This is a genomic window from Mesorhizobium sp. M0145 (genome assembly GCF_040322355.1).
GTDB lineage: Bacteria > Pseudomonadota > Alphaproteobacteria > Rhizobiales > Rhizobiaceae > Mesorhizobium.
Genome location: NZ_JAMYTK010000003.1, coordinates 324880 through 343269 on the forward strand (window position 1 = coordinate 324880; position 18390 = coordinate 343269).

16 protein-coding genes are annotated in these 18390 nt (G+C 61.8%); 12 read left to right on the top strand and 4 right to left on the bottom strand.

From position 1 onward, the window contains the following. Positions 1-5: 5 nt before the first annotated feature. The 3 genes from nirD to NKJ28_RS08590 all read left to right on the top strand — a co-directional run bounded on the left by nirD (position 6) and on the right by NKJ28_RS08590 (position 3882). On the top strand, positions 6-335 hold the full coding sequence (gene nirD, locus NKJ28_RS08580; protein ID WP_023676297.1) for a nitrite reductase small subunit NirD: 330 nt from the start codon (positions 6-8) through the stop codon (positions 333-335). 3 nt (positions 336-338) lie between these two features. Then, the gene (locus tag NKJ28_RS08585; RefSeq protein ID WP_352634972.1) at positions 339-3293 is read left to right on the top strand and encodes a nitrate reductase; all 2955 of its coding nucleotides are present in this window, start codon (positions 339-341) and stop codon (positions 3291-3293) included. Positions 3294-3396: 103 nt separating this feature from the next. After that, positions 3397-3882 (top strand): hypothetical protein, encoded by a 486-nt coding sequence (locus tag NKJ28_RS08590; protein ID WP_023676299.1) that lies wholly within the window; start codon positions 3397-3399, stop codon positions 3880-3882. Positions 3883-3907: 25 nt separating this feature from the next. Here the strand turns inward: NKJ28_RS08590 and NKJ28_RS08595 are convergent, their stop codons facing one another. After that, a complete protein-coding gene (locus NKJ28_RS08595) occupies positions 3908-4939 on the bottom strand; it encodes a hydroxyacid dehydrogenase (RefSeq protein ID WP_352623309.1) in 1032 nt (343 codons plus the stop codon). Between the two features lie 177 nt (positions 4940-5116). On the opposite strand from NKJ28_RS08595, the gene NKJ28_RS08600 reads away from it, so the two are divergent. Together NKJ28_RS08600 and NKJ28_RS08605 are read left to right on the top strand one after the other, a co-directional pair. Beyond that, positions 5117-6553 (top strand): aldehyde dehydrogenase family protein, encoded by a 1437-nt coding sequence (locus tag NKJ28_RS08600; RefSeq protein ID WP_352635063.1) that lies wholly within the window; start codon positions 5117-5119, stop codon positions 6551-6553. Positions 6554-6590: 37 nt separating this feature from the next. After that, complete coding sequence (locus NKJ28_RS08605; RefSeq protein WP_023676303.1) at positions 6591-7172, top strand: DUF1349 domain-containing protein; 582 nt, start codon at positions 6591-6593, stop codon at positions 7170-7172. Positions 7173-7213: 41 nt separating this feature from the next. Here NKJ28_RS08605 and NKJ28_RS08610 read toward each other — a convergent pair whose 3' ends face one another. Continuing rightward, positions 7214-7966, bottom strand: coding sequence for an SDR family NAD(P)-dependent oxidoreductase (locus NKJ28_RS08610; protein ID WP_023676304.1), 753 nt, complete (start codon positions 7964-7966; stop codon positions 7214-7216). A 328-nt stretch (positions 7967-8294) separates the two neighbouring features. Between NKJ28_RS08610 and NKJ28_RS08615 the strand changes: the two genes are divergently transcribed. After that, a complete protein-coding gene (locus NKJ28_RS08615; protein ID WP_023676305.1) occupies positions 8295-9566 on the top strand; it encodes an O-antigen ligase family protein in 1272 nt (423 codons plus the stop codon). 127 nt (positions 9567-9693) lie between these two features. On the opposite strand, the gene NKJ28_RS08620 is transcribed toward NKJ28_RS08615, so the two are convergent. Together NKJ28_RS08620 and NKJ28_RS08625 are read right to left on the bottom strand one after the other, a co-directional pair. After that, entirely contained in the window at positions 9694-10905 is a 1212-nt protein-coding gene (locus tag NKJ28_RS08620) for a polysaccharide biosynthesis/export family protein (protein WP_084641075.1), read from the bottom strand. 207 nt (positions 10906-11112) lie between these two features. Continuing rightward, complete coding sequence (locus NKJ28_RS08625) at positions 11113-11790, bottom strand: sugar transferase (RefSeq protein ID WP_023676307.1); 678 nt, start codon at positions 11788-11790, stop codon at positions 11113-11115. 549 nt (positions 11791-12339) lie between these two features. Here NKJ28_RS08625 and NKJ28_RS08630 point away from each other — a divergent pair. From NKJ28_RS08630 to NKJ28_RS08655, 6 genes are all read left to right on the top strand, one after another. Further along, positions 12340-12669: an exopolysaccharide production repressor protein gene (locus NKJ28_RS08630; protein ID WP_245274682.1), complete on the top strand. Its 330-nt coding sequence runs from the start codon at positions 12340-12342 to the stop codon at positions 12667-12669. 455 nt (positions 12670-13124) lie between these two features. Beyond that, positions 13125-14147, top strand: a complete 1023-nt coding sequence (locus NKJ28_RS08635) for a glycosyltransferase family 2 protein (protein ID WP_023676309.1) — start codon at positions 13125-13127, stop codon at positions 14145-14147. A gap of 270 nt (positions 14148-14417) precedes the next feature. Then, positions 14418-14819 (top strand): hypothetical protein, encoded by a 402-nt coding sequence (locus NKJ28_RS08640; protein WP_023676310.1) that lies wholly within the window; start codon positions 14418-14420, stop codon positions 14817-14819. A 132-nt stretch (positions 14820-14951) separates the two neighbouring features. Continuing rightward, positions 14952-15818, top strand: coding sequence for an endo-1,3-1,4-beta-glycanase ExoK (gene exoK / locus NKJ28_RS08645; protein ID WP_023676311.1), 867 nt, complete (start codon positions 14952-14954; stop codon positions 15816-15818). Between the two features lie 85 nt (positions 15819-15903). Next, positions 15904-17235, top strand: coding sequence for a UDP-glucose dehydrogenase family protein (locus NKJ28_RS08650; protein WP_023676312.1), 1332 nt, complete (start codon positions 15904-15906; stop codon positions 17233-17235). A gap of 31 nt (positions 17236-17266) precedes the next feature. Continuing rightward, positions 17267-18346 (top strand): glycosyltransferase, encoded by a 1080-nt coding sequence (locus NKJ28_RS08655; protein WP_352634976.1) that lies wholly within the window; start codon positions 17267-17269, stop codon positions 18344-18346. Positions 18347-18390: the final 44 nt, after the last annotated feature.

Below are 18390 nucleotides of genomic sequence, written 5' to 3' on the forward strand. Positions count from 1 at the left end.
GCCACATGAACTGGGTATCGATAGGCACGCTCTCGGACATTCCGCGTCGCGGCGCGCGCTGCGTCGCCACGCCCGAAGGCAAGATCGCCGTCTTCCGCACGGCCGACGATCAAGTCTTCGCCATCGACGACCATTGCCCGCACAAAGGTGGGCCGCTCAGCCAGGGCATCGTCCATGGCACGGCGGTGACCTGTCCCTTGCACAATTGGGTGATCTCGCTGGAGACAGGCAAGGCGCTCGGCGCGGACGAGGGCGCGGTGCGCACCATTGCGGTGCGGATCGACGGCGAGCGGCTGTTCATTGCGCTTGAAGCGCTGGCCAGCCGCGCGGCGTGAACCATGCAGATTGATGAAGCGCGCGAGGTGAGGACCACCTGCCCCTATTGCGGGGTGGGTTGCGGCGTGCTGGCGAAGGTCGCCGCGGACGGTGAAATAACCGTTCGTGGCGACCCGGACCACCCGGCGAATTTCGGCCGGCTCTGCTCCAAAGGCTCGGCGCTGGCTGAGACCATCGACCTCGACGGCAGGTTGCTATACCCGGAGATCCACGGTCGCCGCACCGACTGGGACGAAGCGCTCGACCTTGTCGCTTCGACCTTCTCGCAAACCATTGCCGAACACGGCCCCGGTTCGGTCGCCTTTTATGTTTCCGGCCAGTTGCTGACCGAGGACTATTACGTCGCCAACAAGCTGATGAAAGGCTTTATCGGCTCGGCCAATATCGACACCAATTCGCGCCTGTGCATGGCCTCGTCGGTCGCCGGCCACCGCCGCGCCTTTGGCTCGGACACCGTTCCGGGAAATTACGAGGATCTGGAACTTGCCGACCTGATCGTGCTGGTCGGCTCCAATCTCGCCTGGTGCCATCCGGTACTCTACCAGCGCATTGCCGCCGCCCGGGAAAAGCGGCCCGAGATGAAGGTGGTGCTGATCGACCCTCGCCGCACAATGACCTCAGACATCGCCGACATGCATCTGGCGATCGCGCCCGATGGCGACGTCGCTTTGTTCACCGGGCTGCTCGCCTATCTCGGCCAGCACAACGCGCTGGACCGCACCTATATCACGGCGCACACGACCGGCTTCGGGCAAGCGCTTTTCGCCGCCTCGGCGCTCGATCTTGCCGGCATCGCGGCTGCCACGGGTCTCAGTGAGGACGAACTGGCCCGCTTCTACAGCCTGTTTGCCGCGACGGCGAAGACGGTGACCGTCTACAGCCAAGGCGTGAACCAGTCGTCTTCGGGCACCGACAAGGTCAACGCCATCATCAACTGCCATCTAGCCACCGGCCGCATAGGCAAGCCCGGCGCCGGGCCGTTCTCGGTGACCGGCCAGCCCAACGCCATGGGCGGCCGTGAGGTCGGCGGCATGGCCAACATGCTGGCCGCCCACATGGAGATCGAAAACCCCGAGCACCGCGAACGCGTGCGGCGCTTCTGGAATGCCCCAACCGTCGCCGAAAAACCCGGCCTGAAAGCGGTCGAGATGTTCCAAGCGGTGGCCGACGGACGCATCAAGGCGCTGTGGATCATGGCCACCAACCCGGTCGATTCGATGCCGGATGCCGATGCCGTCGAAGCGGCGATCAAGGCCTGCCCGTTTGTTGTGGTCTCGGACGTGCTGGGCGAGACCGACACGGTCCGCCACGCCCATGTCCGGCTGCCGGCCACCGCATGGGGCGAAAAGGATGGCACCGTCACCAATTCGGAGCGCCGCATCTCGCGCCAGCGGGCTTTTTTGGCCAGGCCCGGCGGGGCAAGGCCAGATTGGTGGATCATCGCTGAAGTTGCCAAGCTGATGGGCTTCGGCGAGGCGTTTTCGCATGTGTCGCCGACCGACATCTTCGCCGAGCACGCGGCGCTGTCGGGCTTCGAGAATGACGGCGCGCGCGATTTTGATATAGGCGCGTATGGCGATATCGGTGCAGAGGCCTATGAGGATCTTCTGCCGTTCCAATGGCCAGCGCCGGCCTCACCCTCCCCCTTGAGGGGAGGGTCGGCACGCGCGTTGAGCAAAGCGAAACAAGCGGGACGGGGTGGGGTCGGTGGTGAAGTCTCGACCTCTCCGGGTCGCCCCACCGAGGTGGAGGCCGTCGCAGATGACCCCCTCTGGCCTGCCGGCCATCTCCCCCTCAAGGGGGGAGATCAGCCTGCTGCTCGGCTGTCGCCAGTCTCCCAGGTTGATGAGTGGGCGCAGCCGGCAAAACCGCCAATCTCCCCCCTTGAGGGGGAGATGGCCGGCAGGCCAGAGGGGGGTGTTCAGGCTGGACATAGCTCAGCCAGCATCCGCTTCTTCGCCAATGGCGGCTTCTACACGCCCGACGGCAAGGCGCGCTTCATTGCCATCCGCCCAGCCGCACAAACCCGCACCAACCCGGACTACCCGCTCGTCCTCAACACCGGGCGCGTCCGCGACCATTGGCACACCATGACGCGGACCGGCAAGAGCCCGCGCCTGTCGCAGCACATGGCCGAACCGTTCGTCGAAATCCACCCGGCGGATGCGCAGCACTATGGTATCGGCGATGCCGACATCGTGCGCGTCTCGACTGGCCATGGCGAGGTGCTGGTCCGCGCGCTGGTGACGGTGCGCCAACGCCAAGGCTCTGTATTCGTTCCGATGCACTGGACCGATCAGATCTCCGCCCGCGCGCGTGTCGATGCACTGGTCCCGCCGACGACCGATGCGATTTCAGGTCAGCCGGCCTCGAAGAACGTTGCCGCCCGCATCCAGCGGTTCGCCGCCACTGCCTTCGGCTTCGCCGTGCTTGCCGAACGACCCGCATCGATCGACGCCGATTACTGGAGCCTCGCCCGCTGCCCCGCCGGCTGGCGCCTTGAAATTGCGCTGCAGTCCGGCCGTGACTGGACCGGGTTTGCCGCCTCGCTGTTCGGCCTCGAAGGCGAGACGCTCGCCTATCACGACATCGCCGGCGGGCACCATCGCTTCGCCCGTTTCGCAGGCAATCGGCTGGTCGGCGCGTTCTATCTTGCGCCTACCCCGGTAGCGGTGTCGCGCGGCTGGGCGGTCGAACAACTTGGTGCTGACCATGCCGATCGGCAGGCGCGGCTGGCGATTGTCGCCGGGCGGCCGGGCGGCAACAGCGTCGACCGCGGTGCCATCGTCTGCGCCTGTTTCGGGGTCGGTGCCAACCAGATCGCGGAAGCGGTACGCGGCGGCTGTACCAGCGTCGCGGCAATCGGCGCCGCCCTTCACGCCGGCACCAATTGCGGCTCTTGCCGCGCCGAGATCAAGACCATTATCGACGGGCGGCGTCTGCAAGCTGCGGAGTGATGCGCCGAGGAACTCTGCCGCGCCGCTGCATGATGCTTACTAGCAATTTACAAACCATGGGCTACCAACGTTCTGACTTCGATTCGCTCGGAACGGGAGCCTCATGAGCAAAGCCCTGACCTCATTCGCGCTTGCCGCCGTGCTGACGGCCTTGCTGATGGCGCTCAGCCTGGCGGTGGCCAGGCATGGCTATCCCTATGGCGCGATCGGCGCCAAGCGCTTGAGCGACGTCGCCGATGCGGGGACGTTCATTCCGCTCGCGGCGATCTATTTTTTCAGCGCACTGCTGATGATGGTTCTGCCGATCAGGCTCGCTGGCATCGTCCTGACACATGCCGCCGATGCGATCTTCTGGACGGTCATCGTGTTGTTTGCGCTCATCGTTGGATGTCTCGCCGCGAGATTTGCTTTCGGTCAGCGCGATGTGCTCTCCGCACTCCTGAACTGGCGCTTCCTGTTTGTCGCAGGCGTCGTCGGATGCCATCTGTTCATCAACGAGCTGCGCCGCAACATCTTGTTGAGAAGCCTGTTCTTCGTCATCTTCGCCGCAGCGACACTGGCCTGCCTGTTTTGGTCCTTCACCGTCTGAGCATGTGCGACCGTCGGCAGGCGGCTTAATTCTTGTCGACCGGCTTCGAACGCATTCGCGAAACGGTCTCACGCTCGGCCCGCTTCGAACGCATCGGCGGCAGGCCGCGGTCGATCAGGTCCATGTCTTCCAGCACCATGTCGCCCATCCGCTTGAAGGCGATGTCAAGCGCGCCGGCCCGGTGGGCGGAGCGCAGGAACCCCGGCAACGTACGGACCGGGTGATCCTGGGCCAGAGGCTCCTCAGGAAAAACATCGCTGGCGGCGACGATATGGCCGCTGCGGACGACGTCCATCAGTGCCGGGAAATCGACCACGCCGGCTCGGCTGAGCAGGATGAAAGCGGCTCCCTTGCGCATCCTGGCAAACGCCTCGGCGCCGAGGAAGCCCTGGTTTTCGCTGGTCACCGAAGCGACGACGAAGACGAAATCGCTGTTCGACAGAACGTCGTCAAGAGAGGCCGGCTCGACGCCGTTTTCGATCAGGATCGACGGCGGCAGCCACGGGTCGAAGACTTTTGTCCGCGTGCGAAAGCCTGACAGCAGCCGGTTGAGCGCACGGCCAAGATCGCCGAAGCCGATAATGCCGACATCCGCGCCGGAAAGAAGCCGCGCCGTCCGGTTGCCGTCGCCGCCCCACAGCTCCTTGCCCTGACGAAATGCGAGATCGGCGTCGACGATTCCGCGGGCGAGGTTGAGCGCCATGGCAAGGCCGAGCTCGGCCACCGGCTCTGCAAACACCAGCCCGGTGGTGACGACATGGATGCCGCGCGAAAACAGCGCCTCGTACGGCATGTTGTCGATAAGGTTGCTCTCGACATTGAAGACGCAGCGCAGCGCCTTCATTTTCTCCAGCGTCTCCGGCGTGATCGGCGGCTGGCCGACAATGTAGCGCGCCTCGCCAAGGATATCGGCCGGCAGCGCCGCGACACCTTCAGGCGATGTTTCGACGATGCGGTATTTCGATCGAAATTTCGCCAGCGCAGCCGGCGTGAAGATCAGGTCGAGCGTGCGCGGTTCGGGTGCGCTGATCACCAGCGGCAAGGCGCTGTCGGACATGATACTTTACCTCCCGTGCGATCCGCGTCGCACCACACAAGAATCGTCTTTTCCCGCCCCCGACACCTATCACATGCCTGTCGAGAAGGAGAAGTTTGCCTTCTTCGGCCTTGCGGTGCGGCGGTCGGTGGTCCAGATAGACGGCGATCGAAGGACGACAAGGAAGACAGCAACATGATCCCGTTTCGAAAGAACCTCATCGATGGCGAGTGGGTAGGCGATGCCGGCTCCCGCAACATCAACCCGTCCAATCTCGACGACGTGGTCGGCGAATATGCATCGGGGGGCGCGGAGCATGCTCGGCAGGCCATCGCCGCGGCGAAAGCGGCATTTCCGGCATGGTCCCGATCGGGCCTGCTGGCACGCCATGCGGTGCTGAGGAAGACGTCGGACGAGATCACCGCGCGGAAAGATGAAATAGGCCGGGCGTTGGCGCGCGAAGAAGGCAAGACACTGGTCGAGGGCATCGGCGAGACTGTGCGGGCCGCCCAGATATTCGATTTTTTCGCCGGCGAGGCGTTGCGCCTGTCGAGCGAGCTGGTGCCAAGCGTGCGGCCCGGCGTCGGCGTCGAGATCACCCGCGAAGCGGTCGGCGTCGTCGGCATCATCACGCCGTGGAATTTCCCGATCGCCATTCCGGCTTGGAAAATCGCTCCGGCGCTGGCCTACGGCAACACCATCGTCTTCAAGCCGGCGGAACTCGTTCCGGAGAGCGCCTGGACCATTGTCGACATCCTGCACCGCGCCGGGCTGCCCAAGGGTGTGCTCAACCTGGTGATGGGCAAAGGTTCGGTGGTCGGCCAGGCCATGCTCGACAGTCCTGACCTCAACGCCATCACCTTCACCGGCTCGGTCGGCACCGGCAAGCGCGTCGCCGCCGCCAGCGTCGAGCACATGCGCAAGTTCCAGCTCGAAATGGGCGGCAAGAACCCGCTTGTGGTGCTCGACGATGCCGACCTTGCCGTCGCCGTCGACTGCGCCATCAACGGTGCCTACTTCTCGACCGGCCAGCGCTGCACGGCGTCGTCCCGGCTGGTGGTGACGGACGGCATCCACGACCGCTTCGTCGAGGTGCTCAAGGACCGCATGGCCAAGCTGATCGTCGGCGACGCTCTCGATGCCAAGACGCAGATCGGGCCGGTTGTCGACCAGAGCCAGCTCAAACAGGACGAGGACTATATCGCCATCGGACGTCAGGAAGGTGCCGATCTCGCCTTCGGCGGCGAGCGGCTCGATCGCGAAACCCGCGGCTTCTATTTGCAGCCTGCGCTGTTCACCGAAACCACCAACGCCATGCGCATCTCGCGCGAGGAGATTTTCGGCCCGGTCGCCAACGTCATCCGCGTCAAGGATTATGACGAGGCGCTGGCGGTGGCCAACGACACGCCGTTCGGGCTGACGTCCGGCATCTGCACCTCGAGCCTCAAGCATGCCACGCACTTCAAGCGCAATTCGGAAGCCGGCATGGTCATGGTCAATCTGCCGACGGCCGGCGTCGACTTCCACGTGCCTTTCGGCGGGCGCAAGGGATCGAGCTACGGCCCGCGCGAGCAGGGCCGCTATGCCGCAGAGTTCTACACCACGGTGAAGACCGCTTACACGTTTGCCGGCTAAGAAAAGGCGGCAGACCAGCCAGGCAGCGAGCAAGTCGATGGCATCTGAGAATACGGACCTGACCTGGCTCAATCCGCCGCCGCACCACGCCTTCGGCAACAATACGGTGCATGTACGGACCGGTGAGGAGACCGACTTCTGGCGCGAGACGTTCTACGGCTTCTGGCGCGACAATGGCCATTTCCTCTATCGTGAGGTCGAGGGCGATTTCAGCGCCGAAGTCACGGTCAAGGGGCACTATGAGGTGCTTTACGATCAGGCCGGGCTTATGGTCCGCCTGAGCGAGACGCACTGGATCAAGGCCGGCATCGAATACACCGACGGGCTGATGTATTTTTCCGTCGTCGTCACCAACGATGCCTCCGACTGGTCGCTGGCCAGCATTCCGGCCGATCCGGACGGGGTCAGGATCCGCATGACCCGCCATGCCGAGACGATCCGCGTCCAGTATCGCGACGCATCTGACAAGCACTGGAAACCGGTGCGGCTTGCCTATTTCCCGCCGTCGAAAACGGTCGATGTCGGCATGATGTGCTGTTCGCCGCAGCGCGAGGGCTTCGAAGTGACATTCAGCGATTTTTCGATCGGCCCGCCGATCTCGCGGGAGCTTCACGACTGAGGCGCCGCGATCCGGTCGGGCGGTTTGCGTCCGGCCCCGCCTCAGTAGGTCGCCCGGCCGCCGGAGACGTCGAAGACGGCCGCCGTCGTGAACGAGCATTCCTCGGACGCGATCCAGCAAATCAGCGCCGCCACCTCCTCGACCTCGCCGAACCGCGCCATCGGTATTTTGGACAGCATGAAGTCGATGTGTTGCTGGCTCATCTGCTGGAAGATCGCGGTGCGCACGGCCGCCGGCGTGACGCAGTTCACCGTTACTTTGGTCTTGGCCAGTTCCTTGCCGAGCGATTTGGTCATGCCGATCACCGCCGCCTTGGAGGTGCTGTAGGCCGAGGCGTTCGGGTTACCTTCCTTGCCGGCAATCGAGGCGATGTTGATGATCCTGCCGTAATTGCGTTCGAGCATATGCGGGACCAGCGCCTTGTTGCAGAAGAAGACGCCGTTGATGTTGATGTCGGTGACCCGGCGCCAATCCTCCACCGAATACTCCCAGGTCGTCATGTTCGGCCCGGTGATGGCAGCACTGGTGACAAGGACATCGACCGCGCCAAGCGCTTCGATCGTCTCTCCGGCGGCGGCTTCGACCGCTATGGGGTCGGCGACGTCTAACGTGACGCTGTGCAGGCCTGGAACAATGGCCTTGGCCTGCTCGATCTGGGCGGCATCGCGATCCCAGACCGAAACACGCCCGCCTTCGTCAGTGATCCTTTGCGCGACGGCCAGGCCGATGCCTGAGGCGCCGCCGGTGATAACAGCAGATCGTCCGGCAAATCGTCCCGCGAAACTCATCGGCATGTGGTCTTCCTCCCAATGGGCGGCGAATGTGAAGTCAACGGCGGACAAGTTCAAGCGCGGACTTGCAACCTCAGAACAGCTTATGATGGGCCAGCACCGGTCAATTGTACGGCACTGCCTTCTGGCCAAATCGTCTCGCCCGGTATGGAGAGAACGGCTGGAACGACGCGCCCGGTTGGCATCCGGGTGACAGGCGGCGCCGGATGGGTTATATTGCACTGCACAATGCGAGCGCCTGCAGGCGAGGCTCCCATCGATCCGACGAATCGGCCCACGAGCGGCCCATGAAATCGGCATTGAGCTGCAAGGACGGAAAACCGCTATCGAGATGAAGATTCCAAAATCTCTGTTGATCGATCCGGACAAGAACACGGTCTATGGCAGCTTTGCCGTTGCCGTCTCGATCTGGGCGTTCTCCTACTCGACCATTTTCGGCCAGGCCATGATCCTGGCTTATTATGCGGTCTGGCTACCGCTCATCCTGGTCGACTACCGCAAGATATTAAGGCACGCTTCCAGCGCCTGGCTTCCGCTGGCCTTTGCAACCTATGTCTGCTTCTCGGTGTTCTGGTCGGCGGCTCCCGGCACCACGGCAAGAACGGCCGTCCAATATTGCTCCCATATCGCCTGCGCCTACATTGCCGCGCGCACCGTCAGCGTCCGGACCTTGACCATAGGCGCCCTGATCGGGATTTTCGTCGTTCTGCTCTACTCGCTCAAGGTCGCAAGTTATTCCTACGACGTTCTCGACGGGACATACAATTTCGTCGGCGCTTTCAGCTCCAAGAACCAGATCGGCTTTGTCGCATCGCTCGGCATTTATTTCTGCGTTGTCTACCTCGCCTTTCTCAGGCGCGGACGCATAAGCTTTTTGTTGATTGTACCGATCGTCCTTCTGTCGGGCTATCTGCTGGTCGTGTCGCATTCGGCCACTTCGATGGCGTCGACCCCGGCGGTTCTCGCTCTGGTCGCCCTGCTTTCCATCGGCAAGCTGCTTTCGCTCCGCCATCGCCGGGTGATTTTCATAATCGGTGCGGGCGGGCTGGTCGCCTGCACCGTGATTGCGCTGAATCTCGGGCTGATGGACTTTGTCCTTGGCCTTTTCGGCAAGGATTCGACGCTCACCGGACGAACCTACCTCTGGCAACAGGGCTGGAATGCCGCGCAGCAATCGCCCATCCTCGGCGTCGGCTACGCGGCTTATTGGGTGCAGGGCTTCTCCGAGGCCGAGCGGCTGTGGAACGAATTCTATATCGCCGCGCGAAGCGGCTTCCACTTCCACAACACCTACATCGAGACCTTGGTGGAACTCGGCTTCGTCGGCGCGACACTGCTTTCGCTGATCATCCTGCGCACGCTCTGGGGTCACGTCTCGGCGCTGATATTCAGGACATGGCAAGCCGACTCCGTGATTCTTGCCGGCGTCATGGTGCTTCTGTTCATCCGATCCTTCGTCGAGGTCGAGACCCTCAATCCCTACATCATGGGATCGTTCCTGCTGTACTACAGCTACTTCAAGCTGGTGAGGGTGCCGGCCGTCGCTCCTTCCCGGTGGAGCGCCGTGAACCATCTCGAGGAACCGGACGCCGTGCGAGGCTAGAGCGGGCGGATCCAGGCGGTTCGTTGCCCGAAGGCCGCCTTGTTTTCTGACCCATAAGATCCCAAACGCAAAAACCCCCCGCAGACCGCTGCCTGCGGGGTTGGTGCTTTGCTCCGGTGGAAAGAAGCTACTGGATGGCCATGGGCGCCGGTTTGACCTTGATCACGTCCCCTGGCAGCACCGGCGTGTCTTCATCGGCGGTGATTTCGCTGGTCTTGCCGTCGACCACCCGCACCAGGGAAAATGACAAGGCCGCTGGTTCGTTGTTGCCGTAGAATTGCGGCATGGGGCTGCCCGACAAGGCTTCGGACATCAAGGCCTTTTCCATATTCAGCTTCAGCGTCACCTCGTTGAGATCGGCTTCCGTCTGTTGCCGGTCGGTCGCGAGGCTGGAGTTCTGGGTGTTCTCGAGATCGATGGCGTCCTGGGTGGCCTTGCTGATCGACTGCTTGGCCGTGAGAATCGCCGTTTCGTAATCCAGGATCTGGCCCTCGAGGTCGGCGATGGTTTGCTGCGAGTTCAAAACCCGCGTGTTGACGACCAGCCCCTTTTGCGCCAGCGAGCCGATGCCGTTGAGCTGCTCCTTCGCCAGATCAACCTGCTTCTGCTGGTTGACGATCTTTTTCTGCAGCGAATCGATCTCGCTTTGCAGCAGTGCCTTCAAATCGTCGAGCGCCTGCAAGCGCAGCTTGAGTTTCTTCTGGTCGGCCGCCAGGATCGCCGTCTCATCGGCAACGATGCTGGGCAGCTTCGGATCGTCGGCCACCTCTTTCGGCACCGCGAATGTCGGCTTGTCCGCTAGTTCCGCTTCGATGCGGGCGCGCTTGACGGTCAGCCTGACCAATTGGTCTTGTAGTACGTCGAAATTGCCCTTGGCATTGATCAGGTCGCGGTCGTAGCGCTGTCCGCTCTCCGGGTTCCGCCGGGCTCCGCCGGCAATGCTCATCGCTTTCAGCACGGACAACCCAGGCACACAAGGATACTGGCCGGGCGATTGCACCTCGCCAGAGATGTAGAATGGCCGGTACTGCGCCATTTCGACGGAAGCCTCCGGCTTGTCGGCCAGAGCGAGCTTGCGCTGCAGCGCCTCACCGAGCGATGCCGCGATCTCCGAAGTCGTCTTGCCGGATGCGGGCATCTCGCCGACGAAGGGAACCGACAAGGTTCCAGCGGGGCCGACCGTGTATTCTCCATTGATGGCCGACCAGTCACGGAACGTGCCTTCGACGGTCTGCCATTCCGCCACGCGGATGGTCAGCTTGTCCTGTGCTCCTAGGCGATAGTCGTCGGCGAAGGCAAACTGTGGCAGGGCTAGCGACAGCGTCAGGCCGGTCGCCATTGTAAGGCAAGTCGTCAAAAGCCGTACTCGCCGCATGCGTCTGGAGAGAATGCCGGTGCAAAAGATATCGATTATATCTGCTTTCAACTGAGCGTTTCCGATCTGGTTTGCCCCGCCCGATGAGCTGCCGATGCCTGAGTTAGGGGCCTGAGTTCTGGGCCCGAATTCTGGACAGTCGCTCCTCGATGCACGGCCAGCAAGCGGCCGTCAGTAGCAGCCTCGCGACATCCAGACCGCAGGTACGGTCTTGATGATGATGCGAATGTCTTCGAACATCGACCAGTTCTCGACATAGTGCCTGTCGAATGCGACGCGGCTGTCATACGAAACATCGTTGCGTCCGCTGACCTGCCAAAGCCCGGTGAGGCCGGGGCGCGATTTCAGGTAATAGACGGCCGAATTGCCATATATCTCCAGCTCATCGCGCACCACGGGACGAGGCCCGACCAGGCTCATATCCCCCTGCAGGATGTTGATGATCTGCGGCAACTCATCGAGGCTGAGCTTCCTCAGCACCGCTCCGACGCGCGTGATCCGCGGGTCGTTCTTCAACTTGCGGGTCGCTATCCATTCGGCGTTGGCCTCCGGATTCGCGGCGAGATAGGCAGCAAGCACCCGCTCGCCGTCTGGAACCATGGTGCGGAACTTGAGGCACGGAAAAATCCGTCCTCCGCGGCCGATTCGGCTGTGACCATAGAAAATCGGCCCGCCATCGGAAAACCTGACAAGCAGCGCTATCATTACGAACAGCGGGCTGAGAGCGACCAGGCCGATCAGCGAACCGACAATATCGAAGCTGCGTTTGAGCAGGCCGCCAATCGGTGGCGGAAAATCGACGCCGGCCTGCGAAAAATCCGCATCGGCCGGCTTGGCTACGTCCCTCATGCGTAAACTCCATACGTTGAACGGATGGTTTACCGCACGATACCAAAAAAATGTTGCAGCGCAACACACAATTTCTCAGACGGCTGTAATAGTCGCGTCATGAACTGACTAAATAATAAACTCGTCCTGCACAAAATTTCCCATTTATGTCGCAAAAGAGACAGATTATGGGCAATTTTGGAAAAGCTAGTCCAATTTTTGGGCTGATTTTAGGCGAATCGCTCTTTATACCCTCCTGTGGAGCTTTGCCGTCATTTAGAATTTCAAGATAATGACTGATGTTATGATAAAATACTATTCAATATTATGAATCATACTGGAGCGAGTCGATATCCGGCAATCAGTGGTGATGCCGACGTGTGCGTTGCACCATGGCAGAGTCGATCCCGAGGATTCGTTTAAAATTTATTCCGCAGCTGCCCTTGCCGCCTATTGCGCGGCTCAATAGAGTTGTAAATTGTTTCTGTCGGACTATGGACAGATTGGGCTAGGCCGGAAGCAACCGGCCAGACGCGGGCAACCTAAATAAGCTCGCAGAGTTTAAGGGAGGTGCTCGGGGTGGGCTTGTCGACATTTTTTCCCGAGCCGGTTGATGGGCTATCGGGTATGTCACTGCCAAAGTTCATTATCGGAATGTGTTTTGCGCTGGCGATCGTGATCGTCTGGTCCTATTTGGGCGGCGCCTCGCTCGGTACGACGCTGTTTCGCGTCATCGGCTGTGCCATAGTCATCCAACTGGGTTATTTTCTGCTGGTCTTTGCCATGGTCGCCAGAAATGCCCCGACCCCGGCCGACAAAATTCGCGACGCTGAACGAAAGCTGAGTTCGAACGAAGCGGCCGAAGGCGAGAAACTCAGCGCCAGGAGAGGCCTTCACTGATTTCGGGCCTGGCCGCGGTCTGCGATGTCCATATGACCTGTGGTTAAGCTCGCCGGTCCTCTGACGAATTGCTCGCCTCAACAACACCGGCAGTCGGCATTCCTGTTCTTTCAATTCCTTGACACTGCGGGCCTCGACGCGCTCGCTCCGCCCCGCCGCCGTCCGGTCGGCGAGGATCAGCAACTGGTTTCTGCCAGTCGAGCGCTCTATAGAGCGTGTAGGAACGGCTCTGCCAAAGCGGCGCATTTCTGGAGCCATCCCGATTGAGGCTCGCCGCCTGCCCAACCGGGCCATGACACCCAGCAAAATGAAAAACTGGACGGCGCCGATGATTTTGGCGATGCTTGCTTCGCACTTGCAGCATAGGCGTTTGGGCCGATGCATTTCAGAATGGGCGGTGGGGCATTGAGCGGACGGGGCGAGGAAATCCGCAACGACTTCTGCAATCGAGAGGCATGTCCATGACATCATTCCAGGTCTGCGTGATCATCGCCGCCCGCAATGCGGCGCGGACAATCCCGGCTGCCATTGCATCGGCATTACGCGAGCCTGAGGTTGCGGAAGTTGTCGTCGTCGACGACGCGTCCACCGACGATACCGCGAAAGTCGCCCACGCGGCCGGCGACGGCACGGGCCGCCTTTCCGTCATCCGCTTCGACGTCAATCGCGGCCCATCCTTTGCACGCAACGCCGCGATAGCCGGTTCCAGGTCGCCGTTCATCAGCATTCTGGACGCTGATGATTTCTTTTTCGAAGGCAGGTTTCACAGACTGTTCGCCAGCACCGATTGGGATTTCGCCGCAGACAATATCATGCTTGTCAGGGATGACGCGGCAACCGACGTTTCGAAAATCGTTGCTCCACCGTTCTCGCCCGAGCCGGAATTCCTCGATTTCGAGGGTTTCATCGACGCCAACATCTCCAGGCGCCGTGTGCAACGCGGGGAACTGGGCTTCCTCAAGCCAGTGATCAGCCGCGCCTTTCTCGATCGGCATGGGCTGCGCTACGACGAGAAGCTGCGCCTGGGTGAAGACTATGAACTCTATGCGCGCGCGGTTGCCCATGGCGCGCGCTTCAAGGTCATCAAATCCTGTGGCTACGGCGCGATCGTGCGCGCCGATTCGCTGAGCGGACGGCACAAGACCCAGGACCTGAAGCATCTGGCCGATGCCGACCTGGCACTGCTTGCGATCGACAGTTTGCCGGAGGCATCGAAGGCTGCGCTGAGAAGGCACGAGCGGCACATCCGCGACAAATACCGGTTGCGGAAGTTTTTAGACGTGAAGGCTGAGCGCGGGCTGGCGCCGGCCGCGGCCTACGCCTTGGCCGGCTCGTCCAACCTCACAGCCGTCGTCCGCGGCGTCGCCTCCGATAAGCTGGATGCGCTGTTTCGCCGCGCCGGCCTCGCCGCGAAGCGTCAGCATGTGCCGCCGCTGCGCTTCCTCATGGCCGGAACCAGCACGGCCAGCGAAAGCTAGGCCCGTCAACGTGCGACGGCGGTAGCTACTCCCTTACCCTTCGGTCGGCTCGGACGGTTTCAACGAGATTCATGAGTTTACGATCTAGGTGGTTGCCTATCCGCGCAGGGAATGGCAATCTATGTTGCGGTGCAGCAATTTTGGACGGCCAACCGAACTGGCCCAAGATATCCCCCTGTCAGAGGAGCTGGACGATGCAAGAAATGTCTTTTGAACGCGGACGGGCGCCAAGGCCGGTCACCAGCTCGACGATGATGGGGCGCTGACTGCATGGCCTCGATCTTTCGCTTCCGATCGAGAGATCCGGCGCGCGACACGCAGACCGACACCTCGCGCCTCGATCGCTTGGCAAAGCTGCTGGACCAGATCTCGGCCGAGGTCGAGGCAGAGAAGAACGGGCTTGAGAACCGCTACAGGACAACGGCTACCAATGCCGCCTTCCTGGTCGAGGCCATGGAGAACGGAGCGGTCTCCTCCCGCAAGTCCTCCGAAGTCGGCGAACTGACCAGGTCGATCCTGAATTGCGAGCGACGCATCGCGGCGCTCTCGCGCCAGAAGCAGATGATGAAGGATCTCCGTCATTCGCTGGATGAAATCTTCGATGAGAATCGGCAGAACGGCCCCGACATAAGGACCGATTTTGTGAAGCCCGCCGATTCCGGCACAGGCTGAGCGAACACCCCGAGTCGGCGCAATGGTTTTAGGCACAACACGGAGCTTGGGAGCGACAGAGGTCAAGATCAGGTTGTTTCGTCACGGTTCGAACGATCGCTTTGGGGGCGCACAGCACAAGGTGAGTTTGATATGAACGCAGATCCTAAAAGCACGCCCGCCCCGGCAACCCGAGGCACCCCGTTCACGCGCCCGATCCCAGGCAAGCTGCGGCGGCTCCGTTCAGACGGCGCGTTTCTGCTGGTCGTTCTCGGCAGCATGGTTGCGGGCCTGGTCCCCGTGCGCGCCCAGGATCTCCCAACCGCGCCGTCCTTTGTCGATGATTTCACCAGCCTCAGTCGCGCGCGCTGGTACATTTCCGACGGCTGGACGAACGGCAAGCATCAGAACTGCACCTGGTCCAAAAGCCTGATCGGGCTTTCCGACGGCATGCTGACGCTCGGTTTCGAGAAGCGCAAGCTGAAGGATCGCGAATTCGCCTGCGCCGAGATCCAGACCAAGCAGCGCTTCGGCTACGGCACTTACGAGGCGCGGATGAAGACCGACACGGGTTCCGGCGTCAACGCGGCATTCTTCAGCTTCGTCGGCGATGCCGACAAGCAGCCGCATGATGAAATCGACTTCGAGGTGCTGACCAAGGACACGTCCAAGGTTCAGGTCAACGCCTACATAGCCGGCAAAGGCAAGAACGAGAAACTGGTCGACGTCGCTGGCGGCACCGACAAGGCCTTCAACGACTACGCCTTCGTCTGGGAAAAGGACCGGCTGCGCTGGTACGTCAACGGCAAGCTTGTCCACGAGATCACCGATCCGGCGAAGCTGCCCACCCATTCGCAAAGGATCTATTTCAGCCTTTGGGGCAGCGATACAATGAAGGGCTGGATGGGGCCGTTCTCCGATCCCGGCCGCAAGCTCACCATGCAGGTGGATCGCGTTGCATTCACCGCACTTGGCCAGCCCTGCCAATTCCCCGAATCGCTGGCATGCAACACAAACTAGAAGCGCATCTGAACCGGCCGGGCCGAAGGTGGTCGGAAAACCGAAGCTCGAACAGGCCCGAAACCTTGAACAGGAATGAAACCGAATGAATTTGACTGTCTTTGGAATCGGCTATGTCGGTCTTGTACAGGCGGCGGTGCTTGCCGAAGTCGGCCATCAGGTGGTCTGCGTCGACATCGATGCAAAAAAGGTCGAGCGGCTCAACCAGGGTCATGTCCCGATCTTCGAGCCTGGGCTCGAAAGCATGGTCAAGGAGAACCATGCCGCCGGCCGCATCAAGTTCACCACCGACGCCGCCGCGGCGATCAAGCATGGCCAGATCCAGATGATCGCCGTCGGCACGCCGCCGGGCGAGGATGGTTCGGCCGACCTCAAATATGTGCTGGCCGTCGCCGAGGCCATCGGTCGTGAGATGGACGAGCCCAAGATCGTCGTCGGCAAGTCGACCGTGCCCGTCGGCACCTGCGAAAGGATAAAGGCCAGGATCGCCGCAACGCTGAAGGCGCGCGGGCGCGAGGATCTGGCTTTCGACGTCGCCTCCAATCCGGAATTCCTCAAGGAAGGGTCCGCTGTGAGCGACTGCATGAAGCCCGACCGGATCATCGTCGGCACCAGCAACGAGGACACCGAGGCGGTGATGCGCGAGCTCTACGCGCCGTTCAACCGCAACCACGAAAAGATGATCGTGATGGATGTGCGCAGTGCCGAGTTCACCAAATACGCGGCCAATTGCATGCTGGCGACCAAGATCAGCTTCATGAATGAAATGGCCAACCTGGCCGAGCAACTGGGCGCCGACATCGAGGAGGTCCGCAAGGGCATCGGCAGCGACCCGCGGATCGGCTACCACTTCATCTATCCGGGCCTCGGCTATGGCGGCTCGTGCTTCCCGAAGGATGTGCGTGCCCTGATCAAGACTGCCGAGGCCGTCAAGTTCGACGCCAAGCTGCTGCGTGCCGTCGAGGAGCGCAACAACCAGCAGAAGTCGGTCCTGTTCGAGAAGGTGGACCGCTATTTCAAGGGCAATCTCAAAGGCAAGACATTTGCGCTGTGGGGCTTGGCCTTCAAACCCAATACCGACGACATGCGCGAGGCCCCGGCCCGCACGCTGATGGAAGCGCTCTGGGCCGCTGGTGCCAATGTGCAGGCCTATGATCCGGAGGCGATGCAGGAATGCCAGGCGATCTACGGGCTGCGCGACGACCTGCAACTGTGCGGCACCAAGGAGGCCGCGCTGCGAGGCGCCGATGCGCTCTTGATCGTGACCGAGTGGAAAAGCTTCAGCGCGCCGTCTTTCGATGCGCTGAAGAACGCGCTGACCACGCCCGTCATCTTCGACGGACGCAATCTCTACGACCCCAAGGTCATCGCCCGCCACGGCATCGAATACCACAGCATCGGCAGAATGGCGGCGTGACGATAGGGCGGTCCAGCAAGGAGCCAGGTCCATGAAAGTTCTGTTTGCAGGCGGCAACGGCTACACGCCGCAGTTCAGCGGTGGCGTTCAGTCGAGCACGCATCATCTGGTCGAGCAGCTGCGCGAGCACGGTCATGACGCCTCGGTTCTGGCGGCGCTGTTCGGTGACGGCATGTTCGGCTTCAAGGCGCGCGCCAAGATGAAGCTGCTTCGTCAGCGAGCGGTCATCGACAGCTATCCCGGCTATCCGGTCGTGCGGGCATGGTTTCCCTGGGAGGCGGCGCGCTTCGCGGTCGAACGGCTCGATCCCGATGTCGCCGTCGTGCAGTGCCACAAATCGGTGCCGATCGGAAAGGCGCTGCAGGCGCTCGGCGTGCCGCTGGTGGTCTATCTGCGAAACGTCGAATTCCACGAACTGGCCGGCGACCTGCGCGAATTGCATTCGGCGCTTTATATCGCCAACTCCGAATTCACTGCGCGCACCTATAAGGAAAGGTTCGGCATCGATTCGACCGTGATCCCGCCGACCATCAATCCCGGGCTCTACAGCACGCCGACCACCGGTGAGTTCGTCACGCTGATCAATCCTTACAATGAAAAAGGGTTCGAACTCGCCGTGCGCATCGCCGGCCAATGCCCAGAAATTCCGTTCCTCTTCGTCGAAAGCTGGAAGCTCGACGACGACCATCGGGCGCAGATCGAACAGATCATCGCCCCGCTGCGCAACGTCAGGCTGGAAAGCCGCACCAGCGACATGAAGACCGTCTATGGCCGCACCAAGATTCTGCTGGCGCCCAGCAAATGGGAAGAGGCTTGGGGGCGGGTGGCATCCGAGGCCCATTGCAGCGGCATTCCAGTCGTCGGGTCCCGTCGCGGCGGCCTGCCGGAAGCGATTGGCGCCGGCGGCGTGGTGCTCGACTATGACGCACCGCTCGACGACTGGGTCGCCGCGGTCAGGCGACTATGGAGCGACAAGGCCGAGTACGATCGGCTGTCGGCGGCGGCGCAGCTGTTTTCGGAGCGGCCGCAAATGAACCCCGACGGCCAGTTCGCGACTTTTCTCGGCGTTCTCGACCGCGCCAGGCAAGGCGCGCTGGAGCGTGCCGCCTGATGCATTTCGTCCAAAACCATGCACGTTGCCCAAAAGCCGGCTCT

What these genes read in the sequence shown, in the direction of transcription:
- NKJ28_RS08605 (WP_023676303.1), top strand. Translation starts at nt 6,591, where the DNA reads ATGGCATCTGAGAATACGGACCTGACCTGGCTCAATCCGCCGCCGCAC.
- NKJ28_RS08655 (WP_352634976.1), top strand. Translation starts at nt 17,267, where the DNA reads ATGAAAGTTCTGTTTGCAGGCGGCAACGGCTACACGCCGCAGTTCAGC.
- NKJ28_RS08590 (WP_023676299.1), top strand. Translation starts at nt 3,397, where the DNA reads ATGAGCAAAGCCCTGACCTCATTCGCGCTTGCCGCCGTGCTGACGGCC.
- NKJ28_RS08620 (WP_084641075.1), bottom strand. Translation starts at nt 10,905, where the DNA reads ATGGCGACCGGCCTGACGCTGTCGCTAGCCCTGCCACAGTTTGCCTTC.
- exoK (WP_023676311.1), top strand. Translation starts at nt 14,952, where the DNA reads ATGAACGCAGATCCTAAAAGCACGCCCGCCCCGGCAACCCGAGGCACC.
- NKJ28_RS08615 (WP_023676305.1), top strand. Translation starts at nt 8,295, where the DNA reads ATGAAGATTCCAAAATCTCTGTTGATCGATCCGGACAAGAACACGGTC.
- NKJ28_RS08625 (WP_023676307.1), bottom strand. Translation starts at nt 11,790, where the DNA reads ATGAGGGACGTAGCCAAGCCGGCCGATGCGGATTTTTCGCAGGCCGGC.
- nirD (WP_023676297.1), top strand. Translation starts at nt 6, where the DNA reads ATGAACTGGGTATCGATAGGCACGCTCTCGGACATTCCGCGTCGCGGC.
- NKJ28_RS08585 (WP_352634972.1), top strand. Translation starts at nt 339, where the DNA reads ATGCAGATTGATGAAGCGCGCGAGGTGAGGACCACCTGCCCCTATTGC.
- NKJ28_RS08610 (WP_023676304.1), bottom strand. Translation starts at nt 7,966, where the DNA reads ATGCCGATGAGTTTCGCGGGACGATTTGCCGGACGATCTGCTGTTATC.
- NKJ28_RS08595 (WP_352623309.1), bottom strand. Translation starts at nt 4,939, where the DNA reads ATGTCCGACAGCGCCTTGCCGCTGGTGATCAGCGCACCCGAACCGCGC.
- NKJ28_RS08650 (WP_023676312.1), top strand. Translation starts at nt 15,904, where the DNA reads ATGAATTTGACTGTCTTTGGAATCGGCTATGTCGGTCTTGTACAGGCG.
- NKJ28_RS08635 (WP_023676309.1), top strand. Translation starts at nt 13,125, where the DNA reads ATGTCCATGACATCATTCCAGGTCTGCGTGATCATCGCCGCCCGCAAT.
- NKJ28_RS08640 (WP_023676310.1), top strand. Translation starts at nt 14,418, where the DNA reads ATGGCCTCGATCTTTCGCTTCCGATCGAGAGATCCGGCGCGCGACACG.